Annotated in this window: 13 protein-coding genes; 4 read left to right on the plus strand and 9 right to left on the minus strand. The window is 73.3% G+C overall.

Annotated features, from left to right (window positions below):
- The first annotated feature begins 92 nt into the window (after positions 1-92).
- Positions 93-1,007 (plus strand): aminoglycoside phosphotransferase family protein, encoded by a 915-nt coding sequence (locus AB0E96_RS13125; protein WP_359822264.1) that lies wholly within the window; start codon positions 93-95, stop codon positions 1,005-1,007.
- Between the two features lie 10 nt (positions 1,008-1,017).
- Here the strand turns inward: AB0E96_RS13125 and AB0E96_RS13130 are convergent, their stop codons facing one another.
- From AB0E96_RS13130 to dxr, 5 genes are all read right to left on the minus strand, one after another.
- Positions 1,018-1,566 (minus strand): GNAT family N-acetyltransferase, encoded by a 549-nt coding sequence (locus AB0E96_RS13130; protein WP_359822266.1) that lies wholly within the window; start codon positions 1,564-1,566, stop codon positions 1,018-1,020.
- Positions 1,567-1,644: 78 nt separating this feature from the next.
- Positions 1,645-2,520 (minus strand): GNAT family N-acetyltransferase, encoded by an 876-nt coding sequence (locus AB0E96_RS13135; RefSeq protein WP_359822319.1) that lies wholly within the window; start codon positions 2,518-2,520, stop codon positions 1,645-1,647.
- A gap of 206 nt (positions 2,521-2,726) precedes the next feature.
- A complete protein-coding gene (gene ispG / locus AB0E96_RS13140; protein WP_359822269.1) occupies positions 2,727-3,887 on the minus strand; it encodes a flavodoxin-dependent (E)-4-hydroxy-3-methylbut-2-enyl-diphosphate synthase in 1,161 nt (386 codons plus the stop codon).
- Between the two features lie 142 nt (positions 3,888-4,029).
- A complete protein-coding gene (locus AB0E96_RS13145; protein ID WP_359822272.1) occupies positions 4,030-5,334 on the minus strand; it encodes a M50 family metallopeptidase in 1,305 nt (434 codons plus the stop codon).
- Between the two features lie 68 nt (positions 5,335-5,402).
- Positions 5,403-6,644, minus strand: a complete 1,242-nt coding sequence (dxr, locus tag AB0E96_RS13150) for a 1-deoxy-D-xylulose-5-phosphate reductoisomerase (RefSeq protein ID WP_359822275.1) — start codon at positions 6,642-6,644, stop codon at positions 5,403-5,405.
- Positions 6,645-6,713: 69 nt separating this feature from the next.
- Here dxr and AB0E96_RS13155 point away from each other — a divergent pair, with 69 nt between their 5' ends.
- A complete protein-coding gene (locus AB0E96_RS13155) occupies positions 6,714-7,382 on the plus strand; it encodes an NAD(P)H-binding protein (protein ID WP_359822277.1) in 669 nt (222 codons plus the stop codon).
- Between the two features lie 159 nt (positions 7,383-7,541).
- On the opposite strand, the gene AB0E96_RS13160 is transcribed toward AB0E96_RS13155, so the two are convergent.
- The 3 genes from AB0E96_RS13160 to AB0E96_RS13170 form a co-directional block, all read right to left on the minus strand.
- Positions 7,542-8,984: an aldehyde dehydrogenase family protein gene (locus AB0E96_RS13160; protein ID WP_359822280.1), complete on the minus strand. Its 1,443-nt coding sequence runs from the start codon at positions 8,982-8,984 to the stop codon at positions 7,542-7,544.
- Between the two features lie 258 nt (positions 8,985-9,242).
- Complete coding sequence (locus AB0E96_RS13165; RefSeq protein WP_359822282.1) at positions 9,243-10,811, minus strand: PucR family transcriptional regulator; 1,569 nt, start codon at positions 10,809-10,811, stop codon at positions 9,243-9,245.
- Between the two features lie 153 nt (positions 10,812-10,964).
- Positions 10,965-13,037: an ATP-binding protein gene (locus AB0E96_RS13170; RefSeq protein WP_359822284.1), complete on the minus strand. Its 2,073-nt coding sequence runs from the start codon at positions 13,035-13,037 to the stop codon at positions 10,965-10,967.
- 241 nt (positions 13,038-13,278) lie between these two features.
- Between AB0E96_RS13170 and gabT the strand changes: the two genes are divergently transcribed.
- Together gabT and AB0E96_RS13180 are read left to right on the plus strand one after the other, a co-directional pair.
- Positions 13,279-14,619, plus strand: coding sequence for a 4-aminobutyrate--2-oxoglutarate transaminase (gene gabT / locus AB0E96_RS13175; RefSeq protein WP_359822286.1), 1,341 nt, complete (start codon positions 13,279-13,281; stop codon positions 14,617-14,619).
- 480 nt (positions 14,620-15,099) lie between these two features.
- Positions 15,100-15,762 carry a phosphatase PAP2 family protein gene (locus AB0E96_RS13180; protein ID WP_359822288.1) on the plus strand — a complete coding sequence of 221 codons (663 nt, stop codon included), beginning with the start codon at positions 15,100-15,102 and terminating at the stop codon, positions 15,760-15,762.
- On the opposite strand, the gene AB0E96_RS13185 is transcribed toward AB0E96_RS13180, so the two are convergent.
- Positions 15,735-16,067, minus strand: coding sequence for a DUF2218 domain-containing protein (locus AB0E96_RS13185; protein WP_359822292.1), 333 nt, complete (start codon positions 16,065-16,067; stop codon positions 15,735-15,737). The genes AB0E96_RS13180 and AB0E96_RS13185 overlap by 28 nt on opposite strands.
- Positions 16,068-16,223 lie beyond the last annotated feature (156 nt).

The following is a 16,223-nucleotide window of genomic DNA, read 5'->3' on the forward strand; positions in this document are numbered from 1 at the left end:
CTTCGACGACAAGGGAAACCTCACCGAAGAGGCGAAGAAGCAGTTCCCGGACCTCGCCGGAGCCGCGCGCCCCAAACCCCGACAATGGACCCATGTCGGGAGCCGAACCCACCATCACCGTCCCCAGCCGGCTGACGAACACCGTCACCGCCGCCCACGGCGAGCCCGGCCGCCGGTGGCTGGCCGCCCTCCCCGCCAGGGCCGCCGCCCACCTCGCCGCCCGGAACCTCACCCTGGAACGGATCCTCGACCCCGGCGGCAGCCTCAGCCTCGTCGCGTACGTCCACCGCGACGACCTCTCCCCCGCCGTGCTCAAGATCGGCCTGACCACCCCCGAGACCGCCCACGAGGACGCCGCCCTCGCCCACTGGGCCGGCCGCGGAGCGGTCCTCCTCCTCGACGCCGACCCTGACGAGGGCGTCCTCCTGCTCGAACGCCTCCACGGCGAGATCCCGCTGCGCTCCCTCGCCGAGCCCAAGGCCATGCTGGAGGCCACCAGCCTGCTGCACCGCCTCTGGACCGCGCTCCCCGAGGACCACCCCTTCCCCGACGTCCCCGGACGGATCGCCGCCACCGCCCGCCTCGCGGAAGGCCCCCACACCGCCGCCGAGGCGCGACCGCTGATCGACGAGGCCCTGGACACCGCCCGGGACCTGGCCGGCTCCACCGACGAGTCGTTCCTACTGCACGGCGACTTCCACCACGGCAACGTCCTGGCCGCCGACCGCGCCCCCTGGCTGGCCATCGACCCGCGCCCGCTGGCCGGCGAACGCGCCTTCGACCTGGCCCGCCTCGCCCTGGACCGCGCCGACACCCTGTTCGGATCCCCCGGCGCCCCCGCCGCCGTCCGCCGCCGCCTGGGCCGGCTCTCCGAGGCCCTCGAGGTCGACCGGGAGCGCCTGCGCGGCTGGTCCCTGTTCCGCGCCGTCGACCTCGCCCTGCGCGCCCTCGCCGCGGACCGCCGGGAGGACGCCGAGCTCCACCTCGAATTCGCCGGCGCCCTCTGACCGCGGGCTGCTACGCCCCGGCCCCGCTCAGCGGCAGCCGGGCCCCCATCACCGCGTACAGCCGGTCCGTCGCCGGGAACCGCACCGCGCGCGCCAGGTCCTGGTACCCCAGCGCCCGGTACAGCCGCCGGGCCGGCGTCTCCGCGTCGATCGCCGACAGGATGCTCCGCTCCAGCCCCGAACGCTCGCACAGCGCCCGGATGAGCCGCGAGCCGATCCCCTGCCCCTGGAACTCCGGCAGCACGTGCAGCTCGGTGACGGCGAAGACCCCGTCCAGCCAGCCCCCGTACCCCCGGGCGGCCAGGTAGGGCTCGATGACGGTGCTCCACCAGTGCTCCCGCTGGTTGGGCATCCCGTACCCGAAGCCGACCAGCCGGCCCCCGCTCATCGCCCCGAGCGCGATCACCCCCGGCTGCAGGGCGTGCCGCCCCACGATGTGCAGCCGGACCGCGACCTCCTCGGGCGTCAGCCCGAACGCCTCCGCCTGAACCTCGAGCGCCTGCGGCGCCCAGGCCGCAAGGTCGATGGCCTCGATCGTCACCCCGGTCAGCTGATCCATGCTCCGGACGTTACTACCAGCGGCCCGGCAGCGCGGCCGAAGATCCCAACAGCACCCCGGGCAACCCGCTCCGCCCGCTCAGAAGAGCACGCTCATGAACGCCCCGACCTCCCGGAACCCCACCCGCCGGTACGCGGCCCGGGCCCGCAGGTTGAAGTCGTTGACGTACAGCGACACCACCGGCGCCACCTCCCGCAACGCGATCTCCAGGACGGCCGCCATCCCCGTCTCGGAGAGCCCCCGCCCGCGGTGCTCGGGCGCGACCCAGACCCCCTGGATCTGACAGGCGCCCTCCGTCACCGCACCGATCTCCGCCTTGAAGACGACCTGCCCGTCCTCGCCGAACCGCGCGAACGACCGCCCGGTGGACACGAGTTCGGCCACCCGCGCCTGGTACAGGAGCCCCCCGTCGCCGGCCAGCGGCGAGACGCCCACCTCCTCGGTGAACATCGCCACGCAGGCCGGCATCAGGGCCTCGACCTCGTCGCGCCGCACCCTGCGCACCAGCGGATCCGGCGCGATCTCCACCGAGGGCTCCGAGGTCGCCATCAGCGGCTGGTGCGCCCGCACGTCCCGGGCCGGCCCCCAACTGCGCTCCAGCCGCGCCCAGAAGCCCGCGGTGGCGGCCGCCGGCCCGACGATCGAGGAACAGCGCCGCCCCTGCCGGCGGGCCCGCTCCGCGAACGCCGCGACCGCCTCCGGACCGGCGTCGACCAGGACCAGGTTCGCCCCGGCGTAGCAGAGCGACTCCAGCACGCCGTCCCCGTCGTACCAGCCCCACATCTCCCCGCCGAGCCGCCACGGGTCCAGCCCGACGGCCTCGACCCTGGTGGCGACGAAGGCGTTGGCGACCGGGTCGCGGCGGAGGACCTCCAGGGCGTCCGGGAGGTCCGGCGGCTCCAGCACACGGGTGGTGGCCAGGGCCCGGACGGCCTGGAAGGAGCTCGGGAGCATCACACCTCGATCGAGCATCGAGACAGCACCTCACTGAGACGACTCTGGCCGCACCCTACTCCGTGGCCCCACCCGGCTACGGCCGCGGGGCCGTCCGCGAACGGACGGCCCCGCTTCCGGAAAACATCGCGCGGGCGCTCCCGCACGGTCCGGACAGCCTACGGCCGCCGGAACGGACTACGCGGGGCCCACCGCCCCGCGGCCCCTCACTCGCCCGCGACCACCGTCGGCGCCCCCGCCTCGACGCCCGCCGCCTGCATCTGCTCGGCGAGCTTCAGCGCCTCCTCGATCAGGGTCTCGACGATCTTCGACTCCGGGACGGTCTTGATGACCTCGCCCTTGACGAAGATCTGCCCCTTGCCGTTTCCGGAGGCGACCCCGAGGTCGGCCTCCCGGGCCTCGCCCGGACCGTTCACGACGCAGCCCATGACGGCCACCCGCAGCGGCACCTCCATGCCCTCCAGCCCGGCGGTGACCTCCTCCGCGAGCTTGTAGACGTCCACCTGGGCGCGGCCGCAGGACGGGCAGGAGACGATCTCCAGGCCGCGCTCGCGCAGCCCGAGCGACTCCAGGATCTGGTTGCCGACCTTGATCTCCTCGGCCGGCGGGGCGGAGAGCGAGACCCGGATGGTGTCGCCGATGCCCTCGGCCAGCAGCGCGCCGAAGGCGACCGCCGACTTGATGGTGCCCTGGAAGGCCGGCCCGGCCTCGGTCACGCCGAGGTGCAGCGGGTAGTCGCACGCGGCGGCGAGCTGGCGGTAGGCGTTGATCATCACGACCGGGTCGTTGTGCTTGACCGAGATCTTGATGTCGCGGAAGTCGTGCTCCTCGAACAGCGAGCACTCCCACAGCGCCGACTCGACCAGCGCCTCCGGGGTGGCCCGGCCGTACTTCTCCATCAGGCGCTTGTCCAGCGAGCCGGCGTTGACGCCGATCCGGATCGGCACGCCCGCGTCCTTGGCGGCCTTGGCGATCTCGCCGACCTTGTCGTCGAAGGCCTTGATGTTGCCCGGGTTCACGCGCACCGCCGCACAGCCGGCGTCGATCGCCGCGAAGACGTACTTCGGCTGGAAGTGGATGTCCGCGATGACCGGGATCTGCGACTTCTTGGCGATGATCGGCAGCGCGTCGGCGTCGTCCTGCGAGGGAACGGCGACCCGGACGATCTGGCAGCCGGACGCGGTGAGCTGGGCGATCTGCTGGAGCGTGGCGTTGATGTCCGAGGTCACCGTGGTGGTCATCGACTGCACCGAGACCGGGGCGTCGCCGCCGACCGGCACGTTGCCGACCATGATCTGCCGGGAGTAGCGGCGCTTCGCCAGCGGCTTGAGCGGCAGGGACGGAATACCGAGCGAGATCGCGGTCATGTGCGCAGGGTTCCCCGGGGTTGAGGTGTGGTCGACCGCCCGGCCGTGACACGGCCGAGGCCGGGCGCGCTGACGTCGCGCACCCGGCCTCCACGGTACGGCACCGCCATGGCGCCCAGCACACCCGTGGTACCCGAACGCCCTAACTGATCTTCACCGGGTTCACCAGGTCGGCGACCATCACCAGCAGCGTGAAACCGATGAAGATGCTGGCCACCACGTACGCCACCGGCATCAGCTTGGCGACGTCGAAGGGGCCCGGGTCGGGCCGCCGGAACAGTTGTGCGAGCCGGCGCCGGACCGCCTCCCAGGCCGCGCCGGCGATGTGCCCGCCGTCCAGCGGGAGCAGCGGCAGCATGTTGAAGAGGAAGAGCGACAGGTTGATCCCCGCCAGCAGGTTCACGAAGAACGCGATCCGCTGGGTCCCGGGGATGTCGAGCGAGAAGACCTCCCCGCTGACCCGGGCCGCGCCGACCATGCCGATCGGCGAGTCCGGGTCGCGCGGGGCGTCGCCGACGACCGCGTTCCACAGCCCCGGGATCTTGCCCGGCAGGGCGATCAGCGACTTCACCCCGTTCTCGGTCATGTCGTACATCCGGTCGAGCGACTGACCGAAACCGAGCTGGACCACACCACTCGCAGGAGTGAACCCGAGGAACCCGGCCTGGACGGTCTGGCCCTTGATCGGGATGCCGTTGCCGTCGTACTTCTGGACGTCGTTGACCGCGATGGTCGGGTTGAGGGTGAGCCGCTGCCCGTCCCGCTCGACCACCACCGGCACCGTCCGGCCGGCCGACCTGCGGATGTCCGCCTGGAGCTGGTCGTAGGTGCCGATCCGGTCCCCGTCGAAGGAGACGATCCGGTCGCCCGCCTTCAGCCCGGCCCGGGCGGCCGGGGTCTGCGCCGCGCCCTCCGGGCAGCTGTCGGTCGGCTGGCCCGCCTTGACCACGCACTGGGCGACGGTGCTGACCGTCGGCACGTTCATCGAGACGCCGAAGCCCATCATGACCGTCAGGAAGAGCCCGAACGCCAGGACCAGGTTCATGAACGGCCCGGCGAACATGACGATCATGCGCTTCCACGGCTTGCGGGTGTAGAAGAGCCGGCTCTCGTCACCCTCCTGGAGCTCCTCGTAGGAGGCCTCGCGGGTGTCCTCGATCATGGTGCGCCAGGGCGAGCTGCTGCGCTTGGTGATCCGGCCGTCCGCGCCCGGCGGGAACATCCCGATCATCCGGATGTACCCGCCGAACGGGATCGCCTTGATGCCGTACTCGGTCTCGCCCCTGCGCCGCGACCAGAGGGTCGGGCCGAAGCCGACCATGTACTGCGGCACCCGGATGCCGAACAGCTTGGCCGTGGAGAGGTGGCCGAGTTCGTGCCAGGCGATCGAGATGAGCAGCCCGATGACGAAGACCAGGATGCCGACCACCGTCAAAACCGTTGCCACCGCTGGTCCTCCGTCATGCCGCTCCGCTCATCGTCTCGTCCTACCGCAATCGGGCCGTCGGTCGGCCGTCAGCCGGCCGCCAGCTCGCGGGCCCGGGCACGCGCCCAGTCCTCCGCGTGCAGGACGTCCTCCACGGTCAGGGAAGTTCCCGCCGCCGAACCGCCGTCCCGCTGACCGTGCTCGGCCACGACCTTGGCAACAGTGTCCACGATTCCGGTGAAAGCGAGGCGGCCCTTCAGAAATGCCTCCACGCACTCCTCGTTGGCCGCGTTGAAGACCGCCGGATTCGTACCGCCCAGGGTGCCCACCTCGCGGGCCAGCTCGACCGCCGGGAAGGCCTCGTCGTCCAGCGGGAAGAACTCCCAGGTCGCGGCCCTGGTCCAGTCGCAGCCCGGGGCGGCGTCCGGCACCCGGTCCGGCCAGCCCAGGCCCAGCGCGATCGGCATCCGCATGTCCGGCGGACTGGCCTGCGCCAGGGTCGAGCCGTCGGTGAACTCCACCATCGAATGCACCACCGACTGCGGATGCACCACGACCTCGATCCGGTCGAACGGCACGTCGTACAGCAGGTGCGCCTCGATCACCTCCAGGCCCTTGTTCACCAGGGTGGCCGAGTTGATCGTGACGACCGGGCCCATCGCCCAGGTCGGGTGCGCCAGCGCGTCCTCGGGGGTCACCCCGGCCAGCTGCTCACGCGTCCGGTTGCGGAACGGGCCTCCGCTCGCGGTGACCACCAGCTTGCGCACCTCGGCCCGGGAACCGCCGGCCAGAGCCTGGAACAGCGCGGCGTGCTCGGAGTCCACCGGCACGATCTGACCCGGCCTCGCGACCGCCTTCACCAACGGACCGCCGACGATCAGCGACTCCTTGTTGGCCAGCACCAGCACCCGGCCCGCCTCCAGCGCGGCCAGCGTCGGCCGCAGGCCGATCGAACCCGTGATGCCGTTCAGCACCGAGTGGCACTCCAGGGCGGCCAGCTCGGTCGCCGCGTCCGGGCCCACCAGCACGGTCGGCAGCGGACGGCCCGCCGCCTTCGCGGCCAGCGCCTCGCGCAGCGCCGGCTCGGCCGCCGGATCGGCCACCGCCACGGTGTGCACGCCGAGCCGCACCGCCTGCTCGGCCAGCAGCTCCACCCGGCCGCCGGCCGCCGACAGGGCGACCACCCGGAAGCGGTCCGGGTTGCGGAGCACCACGTCGATGGCCTGGGTGCCGATCGACCCGGTGGACCCGAGGATCACCAGCTCCCGGGGGCCGGAGGGGTCCGCCACGGTGGGCGTGAAACGCAGCTGCGGGTGGGCGAGCGAAGTCATGCGCCCATTGTGTCCTGTTCGCGGCACTCCCCAGGACGACCTCCGGCCCCCGGGACTACCGTCGGAACCATGCGTACCGTCATCGCCGGGGGCCACGGACAGATCGCGCTCAGGCTGGAACGGCTGCTCGCCGCCCGCGGCGAGCGCCCCGCCGGGATCATCCGCCGCCCCGAACAGGCCCAGGACCTCGTCGACGCCGGCGCCGAGCCGCTGCTGCTCGACCTGGAGGCCGCCACCGCCACCCAGCTCGCCGCACTGCTCACCGGAGCCGACGCGGTGGTCTTCGCCGCCGGTGCCGGACCGGGCAGCGGCGCCGCCCGCAAGAACACCGTCGACCGGGACGCCGCCGTCCTGCTCGCCGACGCCGCCGAACTCGCCGGAGTCCGCCGGTACCTGATGGTCTCGGCGATGGCCGCCGACGCCGAGGCCCACCACCCCGCCGACCAGGTCTTCGAGACCTACCTGCGGGCCAAGGGCGCCGCCGACGACGCCGTCCGGGCCCGCACCGCGCTGGACTGGACGGTGCTGCGCCCCGGACGGCTCACCGACGGCCCCGGCACCGGCCGGGTCCGGCTGGCCCCCGCGGTCGACCGCGGCGCGGTGGACCGGGCCGACGTCGCCGCCGTCCTGGCCGCCCTGCTGCGCGAACCCGGCACCGCCGGGCTGACCCTGGAACTGGTCGCCGGGGACGCCACCGTCGAGGAGGCGGTCGCCGCGGCCGCCGGGCACGACGGCTGAACCCCCGCGGGCGCGAGCTCCGCGGTGCGCGGCGACGCGGACACCGAGCCCTGCGGGGGGGGACGCCGAGCCCTGCGGAGGCGTGAACGCGAGGAGGGCCCGGTTCGGCGAACCGGGCCCTCCCGCGGTGGCGGCACTACCGCGCCGCCACGGCGACGATCAGAGGTCGAGGCCGGTCAGGACCATGACCTTCTCGACGGTGTAGTCGTCCATCGCGTACTTGACGCCCTCACGGCCGACACCGGAGTCCTTGACACCGCCGTACGGCATCTGGTCGGCACGGTAGGACGGCGCGTCGCCGATGATCACACCGCCGACCTCCAGCTCCCGGTGGGCGCGGAAGGCGGTCTGCAGATCGTGGGTGAACACGCCCGCCTGGAGGCCGAACGCCGAGTCGTTGACGGCCGCGAAGGCCTCGTCCACGCCGTCCACCCGGTGCAGCGACAGCACCGGGCCGAACACCTCGGCCTTGGCCAGGATGGCGTCCGCGGGCAGGTCGGCCAACACGGTCGGGGCGTAGGTCGCACCCTCGCGGGTACCGCCGGTGAGCACCTTGGCGCCCTTGGCGACCGCGTCCTCGACCCAGGACTCCACGCGCTTCGCGGCGTTCTCGTCGATCAGCGGGCCGACGTCGGTCGCGTCGTCGGCCGGGTCACCGGTGACCTGCGCCTTGACCTTGGCCACGACCTTCTCCGCCAGCGCGTCGTACACCGAGGCGTCGGCGATCACCCGCTGCACCGAGATGCAGGACTGGCCGCCCTGGTAGTTGGCGAACATCGCGATCCGGGTGGCCGCCCAGTCCAGGTCGGCCTCCGAGGACCAGTCGGCGAGCACCACGGCCGCGGCGTTGCCGCCGAGCTCCAGGGTGCAGTGCTTGCGCGGCACCGAGTCCATGATCTGGTAGCCGACCTTGTCCGAACCGGTGAAGGAGATCACCGGCAGGCGCTCGTCCTGCACCAGGGCCGGCATCCGGTCGTTCGGCACCGTCAGGATCGACCAGGAACCGACCGGCAGGTCGGTCTCGGCCAGGATCTCGCCCAGCACCATCGCCGACAGCGGCGTCGACGGCGCCGGCTTCAGGATGATCGGGGCGCCGACCGCTATCGCCGGAGCGACCTTGTGGGCGACCAGGTTCAGCGGGAAGTTGAACGGGGCGATCCCCAGCACCACGCCGCGCGGGAAGCGGCGCACCACCGCGAAACGGCCCACGCCGCCCGGGTCGGTGTCCAGCCGCATGGTCTCGCCGTTGGTGCGGCGCGCCTCCTCGGCGGCCCAGCGGAACACCGACACCGCGCGGCCGATCTCACCGCGGGCCCACTTGATCGGCTTGCCGTTCTCGGCGCTGACCAGCTGGGCGAGCTCCTCGGTGCGCTCCGTCAGCCGCTTGGCCACGTGGTCCAGGGCGGCGGCACGCTGGTGCGCCGGGGTGGCGGCGAACACCGGCAGCGCGGCGACGGCGGCGTCCAGCGCCTCCTCGACCTGGGCCTCGGTCGGGATGCTCACCTTGCCGACCAGACGGCCGTCCCAGCTGTTGTGCACCTCGAAGTCGGCGTCACCGCTCGCCCGGCGGCCGGCGAGCCAGAAATCGTACGTGGTGGTCACCGTGGTACCGGCCCTCTCCTCGTCTGTCCTACGGCCCACGGACGTGGGACCCGGTTTTGAGGGTAGGCGGGGCGGCGCACCGACCGGATTGGCCGACTAGGAGCGTTCGCCCCCGGGGCCACTCCACCGCGTCCTACCGGGCCGTGCGTCGCCGCCGTTGGGCGGCTTCGGCGGTGGACGGCTTCGGCGGTGCGCTCCGGTACCCCGCCCCTCGCCGGTGCCCCGCCCGTCGCCGGTGCCTCACTGCTCGCCGGTGCCTCACTCCTCGCCCGACCGCAGCGCCAGCCACAGCTCCATCCGCACGTCCGTGTCGTCCAACGACCGGCCCAGCAACTCCTCCACCCGGCGCATCCGGTAGCGCAGCGTGTGCCGGTGCACCCCCAGATCGGCCGCGGCCGCGTCCCACTGACCGTGCCGGGACAACCACGCCCGCAACGAAGCCACCAAGTCCCCGCGGGCCGTCCGGTCGTGCTCCCGCAGCGGCCGCAACAGCCCCTCCGCGAAAGCCGTCACCGCGTCCTCGCCGAGCAGCGGCAGCAGCGACCCCGCGCCGACCTCCTCGTGGTCCACCGACCGGCGGCCACCGCGCAACGCCACCGCCAGCGCCCGCTCGGCCTGCGCGTGCGCCGTCCCGGCCTCCTCCAGCGCGGCCGGCGCCGAAACGCCCAACGACAAGCCCTCGTGCTCCTCCACCGCGCCCAGACAGGCCCGGTGCACCGCGCCGTTGTCCAGCGCCAGCACCATCAGCCGCGGCCCGTGCGCACCGTCCTCCCGCGCCACCAGCAGCTTCTCGCCCACCCGGGAACCCGCCTGCTCCGCCCGGTCCCCCAGCTCCCCCAACGCCTCCGCGGCATCCGCGTTGGCCGGCCCGGCCCCCGCCACCAGAACCCGTATCGTCCCCTCCGGCATCCCCCCGAACAGCCCCACCGCCACCTGGCGGGCCGTCGACACCTCACCGGCCAGCACCATCCGCAGCAGCGCCGCGCCCATCCGCTCCTCGGCCTGCCGCAGCTCCCGCGAACGCTCCAGGGTGAGGGTCAGCAGCGCCACCGCCGCGTTCAGCACGTACCGCTCGGTCGGCGTGATCCGGTCCTCGGTCCCGACCGCCAGGAAACCCCGCGCCCGCCGGTCCGCCCCCAGCGACTGGACCACCACGTAGTCCTCGTCCGCCGTGTCTATCCCCGGCGCACGCCCCTGCAACGCAGCACTCGACGGCGCCGGCCGCCGACGCAACCGGTCCACCTCCGCCGCCAACCGCCCCGCCCGGCGCGCCGCCCAGTCCGGCGCCACCACCGACAGCGCACCCGACCCGTCGTACAGCGCCGCCCAGCCCCCCAGCCGGGCCGCCAGCCGACGCACCACCGCCGTCGTGCCGTCCTTGCCGAGCGCCGCCCGGGTCAACTCCTCCTGCGCCTCGAAGCTGGTCGTCACCGCCTCGTACTGCTCCGCGGCCAGCGCCGCCGACACCACCTTGCTGATCGCGATGAACGGCGTCGGCTCCGGCACCCGCAGCAACGGCAACCCCCGCTGCGCCGCCGCGTCCACCAGCGGCTGCGGCACCTCGGTGTGCGACAACCCCACCCCGAGCCCCAGCCCCACCACCCCCGCATCGGCCAACCGGTGCACGTACGCCTGCAACTGCGCCGCCGTACGGCCCAGCTTGATACCGGTGGTGAGCAGCAGCTCGCCACCCTCCAGGAACGGCGTCGGGTCGTCCAGCTCACTGGTGTGCACCCAGCGGACCGGCCGCTCCAGGTGATCCGCACCGGCGAGAACCGTCAGATGGAGCGACGTGTTGCGGACGACGGAGGCGAGTGTGGGGGGCATGGCACCTTCGAGGGATCGACCTGACCGCGCCGTTGCGGCCGGGCGAGGAGAGGGACGTGGGACTGGTGAGGGTCTCTCCCCTTCATTATGGACGCTCCGGACAACCCGCACTGCCGAATCCACCTCGAAGGCGACTTCCCCGGCAACCCGCCGTCAACCCCTGAGGTCCACCAGCAACGGCGGAACCTGCTCCCCCGACACCGCCGTCAACGACACCACCGCATGCCCCGCCGGCAACGCGTGCGCCAGATCCGACGGCGACCACCGCAACCGCTCCACATCCCGCGTCGTCACCGACTCCGTCTGCGCCGTCGTCCCCGACAACGCCTTCCGCCCGACCCGCCCCGCCCGCCGTATCACGCCACCGGAGGTGTCAGGGGTGTGGGTGACCGCGGTCTCCTGCACCAGGTGCGTCCCCCAGGCCTCCGAGAACAGCTTCCCGTCCCACGGGGCGATCCCCGGGAACGCCATCCGACAGCCGACCGCGCCGAACAGCGGCGCCCGCAGCGCCTCTGGCAGGTCCACCAACGTCCGCAGCAGCAGCACGGCACCCGCATTCGCCCCGCGCATCCGCTGCAGACCGCGCACCGCGGTGGCGTCCAGCGCCGCCGAGGCGTCGTCCACCACCAGACCCGCGAACAGCGAACGGTCCTCACGGGCCCCGGCCGCCTGCACGAACTGCCCCACCACCAGCCGGGACAGCATCCGCGCCGCCTCCGGATGACCCCGCTCGGGCAGCTTCACCCGCACCCGCAACGGGTGGTCCAGCACCCGCATCGCGAACGGGGGCCGACCGGTGCCGTCGGTCGCGAAGGCACCCTCGAAGGCGGGCCGCTCCAACAGCGCCAGCCGGTCCGCCAACAGCGCCCCGGGATCGTCCGCCCGGTCGCGCTGCCGCTCCCGGTACTCCAGGTCCCGCTCGTGCACGGCCAGCAGACCGGCCACGCCGAGCGCCTTCACCAGGGCCGCGAGCACATCCGGCTCACCCGCCAACAACGCCCGCAGCTCCCGTACCCCCGGAAAGCGGCCGTACGCCGCGTGGAACGGACCCACCACCTGCTGCACCGCGGTACGGGCGTGCTCCGCCCGGGCGGTCAGCTCGTCCGGCAGCAGCGCCTCGGCCAGCCGGGCGGCCGCCTCGTCGGGGTCCCGCGCGGCCCCGTAGAGGTCCAGCCCGTACAGCGAGGACGGGTCGCCGGGCGCGATCACCACGTCGTACCAGGAATCCGGGCCGAGATCGACATCCGCCGCCCCGACCACCACCGCACAGGCCGTACCGGACAGCGCCTGCAGGCACAACGCCTCGGCCACCGGACGGGCCAGCCGCGCCGTCTTCCCCGTCCCGGCCGGGCCCACCGCCAACAACGAGGTCCCCAACAGCTCCGGACCCAGCGCGAAACCGGCCGACCGGTGGCCCGGCGGATTCTTCGGGACGTCCTGCGCGGTACCGAGACGGACCTGACCCAGCAGCAGATCGTGGCACTCCGCGCGACCGGACAACTCGCGGGCCTCGGACGGGTGGGCGAAGGCCGCCGCACCCCGGGCGGCCACCTGCTCGGTGAAGGCCGGGACGAACACCGGGTCCGCCTGGGCCGACTCCCAGGCCCGCCGGATCCGCACGTAGTCGACGTCCCCCACGGCCTCGCCGTCCAGCCGCGCGGCCGCCTCGACCGCGCCGCCCTGCCGCAGCCCGTCCCACGGGTCCCGCCCCCTCGCGGCCTCGACCGCCCCCGGGGCGGCCTCCTCCCCGGGCTGCTCCCGCGTCACCGTGCGCGACAGCAGCGGCGTGACGTACCGGCGCCACACCTCGGGCCAGCGGCCCATGCGGCCGAAGATCTTGATGACGGCCGCAGCGACCAGCACGTTCACCGACAGCCCGACGACAGTCACCAGGGTTGCGGTGGGGTGTTCAACCCAAACGGTCCTCACGATCAGATGGAGCACCAACTGGGTGCCGTAGACAAAGGCGAACCACCCCACCACCGCGTTGAGCCCCGCCCGAAGCAGCAGCGGCCATGTCGCGACCTTGGCCACCTCCGCCCGCTCCGGGTCGATGCGGCGGTAGCCGAGCCGGTAGATGCCCGGGTCGGCGTCGGGGCGCGGGGCGCAGGCCCAGGCCGCGAGGTCGAAGGAGGGGGCGCCCCCGCCGGGGCGTTGGTGGGGCAGGGGGTCGGGGGGTCTGGTGGTGGTGCGCTCGCCGTGGTGGTGTGCCCCGTCCTGTGCCATGTACGGCCCCGCTCCCTCGCCCGCCCGGCCCGACCGCCGTCGGTGCCGCCATACCCATGCCGCCGTACCGGCGACACGCCCGCGCTCAGGGTAGTGGAGCGTGGCCTTCGGGTAGTCGCCTCGCCCGTGCTGGCCGTGCCGGACAAGTCGGACGGCTCACTGCTACCGAGTGGCGCGTGCCGGGGTGGGGAGGGCGGCCGTAGCCTGCGAAGCACCGAGCCGAGAAGTCTGGAGAAACCCCATGAGCGCCGCAACGCCGCTCCCGCAGGAGCGCCGCCTGGTCACCGCGATCCCCGGTCCGAAGTCGCAGGAGCTGCACGCCCGCAAGCTGGGTGCGGTGGCGGCCGGTGTCGGCACCACCCTGCCGGTGTACGTGTCCCGTGCCAATGGCGGCGTGCTGGAGGACGTGGACGGCAACTCGCTGATCGACTTCGGTTCCGGCATCGCCGTGACCAATGTCGGCAACAGCGCCGAGGCCGTGGTGGCCCGGACGACCGAGCAGCTGGCCAGTTTCACCCACACGTGTTTCATGGTGACCCCGTACGAGGGTTACGTGGCCGTCGCCGAGCAGCTGAACGAGCTGACCCCGGGTGACCACGAGAAGCGCACCGCGCTGTTCAACTCGGGCTCCGAGGCCGTCGAGAACGCGGTGAAGATCGCCCGCGCCTACACCAAGCGCCAGGCCATCGTGGTGTTCGACCACGGTTACCACGGCCGCACCAACCTGACCCTGGCGCTGACGGCGAAGAACATGCCGTACAAGCAGGGCTTCGGTCCGTTCGCTCCCGAGGTCTACCGGGTTCCGGTCGCCTACCCGTACCGCTGGCTGACCGGTGCGGAGAACGCCGCCACCGAGGCCGCCGCGCAGGCGATCGAGACCATCAACAAGCAGATCGGCGCCGAGAACGTCGCCGCGATCATCATCGAGCCGATCCAGGGCGAGGGCGGCTTCATCGAGCCGGCGAAGGGTTTCCTGCCGGCGATCGTGGAGTTCGCGAAGGCGAACGGCATCGTGTTCGTCGCGGACGAGATCCAGACCGGTTTCTGCCGCACCGGCCAGTGGTTCGCGTGCGAGGACGAGGGCATCGTCCCGGACCTGATCACCACCGCGAAGGGCATCGCCGGCGGTCTGCCGCTGTCCGCGCTGACCGGCCGCGCCGAGATCATGGACGCCGCGCAGACCGGTGGTCTGGGCGGCACCTACGGCGGCAACCCGGTGGCGTGTGCCGCCGCGCTCGGCGCCATCGAGACGATGAAGGAGCAGGACCTCAACGGCAAGGCGCAGCGGATCGGCGAGATCATGCTGGGCCGTCTGCGGGCCCTGCAGGAGAAGCACGAGATCATCGGTGAGGTCCGCGGCCGCGGCGCGATGATCGCCGTCGAGCTGGTGAAGCCGGGCGGCAAGGAGCCGAACGCGGAGGCCACCGCGGCCATCGCCAAGGCCTGCCACGCCGAGGGCCTGGTCGTGCTGACCGCCGGCACCTACGGCAACGTGCTGCGCTTCCTGCCGCCGCTGGTCATGCCGGAGCACCTGCTGAACGAGGGCCTGGACATCCTGGAGGGTGCGTTCGCCGCCCTCTGAGCGGTGTCGCCCGTCAGGTCGTGAAACCCCCTTCCGGAGGGTTGTCCGGACAGCGCTGAACGGCCCGTGGGGACCTCTGGTCCGCACGGGCCGTTCGGTTTCCGGGGGCGCCGTCCGGGCGGCCGGGGCATGATCGACGGGTCGCCGGGGGCTGCCCGGCGCGGGGTGAAGATGATGTGCGGGATCGCTGGAGGCGCTCGGTGCGGAAGGGCTGTTGACGTAGTGTCATCGCAGATGGACAGCGAGCCTGAGCCCTCGGCGCGGCCGTCCGCGGGGCCCCGTCCGGGGCCGGTTCCGCGGGTGCCGGGCGGGGGCGACCAGGCCGGCCCGGGAGGGCCGGCGCACACCGAAGGCCGATCGGCCGACCGTCCGACCCACACCCCCCGGGGCGCACGGACCGGCGATCATCAGGGCCGCCCCGGAGCTCTCCCCCCTGCTCCGGGGCGGCTGTCCGCCGTCCCGGGCCGGGCGGCGCGGTCGGTGGCCGTGCCGATGGTGGCGGCGGTGCTGCTGGTGGTGGTGTCCTGGCAGGTCGCGGCGGAGGGGCCGCTGCTCGGCGTGGACCGTTGGGTCCGCCGGGCCGTCCGTACGGCTCACCTGGACTTCCCGAGCGCGCTGCTGGACCGGTTCGGGCACCTGCTGGCGGACCTGGGCGGCGGTGTCCCGGCGGTTCCGGTGCTGCTGCTGGCGGGCGCGTCGGCCGCCTGGCGGGGGCGCCGGGCCGGGTCGGGGCGCTGGTGGCTGCCGCTTCCGGTGGCGGCGCTGACGGCGGCGCTGATTCCGCTGCTGGTGGTCCCGGCGAAGTGGGCCTTCGCCCGGCCGGGGCCGCTCGGGGAGCCGCTGGCGGCGGGCCAGTGGGGCTGGTACCCGTCCGGGCACACCGCGACCGCGACGATCTCGTACGGGGTGGCGGCGCTGCTGCTGGCCCGGGTGGCGGGGCCGCGGGCGGCCCGGGTCCTGGCGGCGGGTGCGGTGCTGCTGTCGCTCGGGGTGGGTGCGGGGCTGGTGTGGAGCGACTTCCACTGGCTGTTGGACGTGGTGGCGAGCTGGTGCCTGGCCGTCCTGGTGCTGTGGGCGCCGGCCCGGTGGCTGCCCCGGCCGGGTGTCGGGGGGCGTCAGGCCTCGGGGTCCTCGTTGCGGTGAACCAGGCCGGGCTCGCCGTTGTCCCGGTGCCATTCGATGACGAGTTCGTCGCGGGCGCCGAAGCGGACCAGGTGGCGGCCGACGACGTCCTCCAGGCCGGGCAGGTTCTCGCGCTCGCCCTCGACGGTGAGCAGCAGCGCGTCGGGCTGTGCCTCGAGGGTGGCGGTGCCGGCGCCGAAGACCATCGTGCCGCGGCCGGCCTCTTCGGAGTAGACGGCCTCGATCTTGCGCCCCATGTGGGCGGTGAGCTGCTTGGCGTAACGGCCCGGCCGGTCGGTGGCGACGCGGGCTTCGGAGCGGGGCATGGGCCCTCCAGAGTCGGGGAGGGGAAGTTAGGGTCCCCTCACTGAGGCAACGCTAACCCAACTACTGAGCTAGGCTCAACATATTTCCGCGATCGTCCTCCACCGTCGGCCGCGGGCCCGGGACCGGCCGCTACCCTGGGGCGACCGCCAGCCGAG

It is taken from the genome of Kitasatospora sp. NPDC036755, from assembly GCF_040636595.1.
GTDB lineage: Bacteria > Actinomycetota > Actinomycetes > Streptomycetales > Streptomycetaceae > Kitasatospora.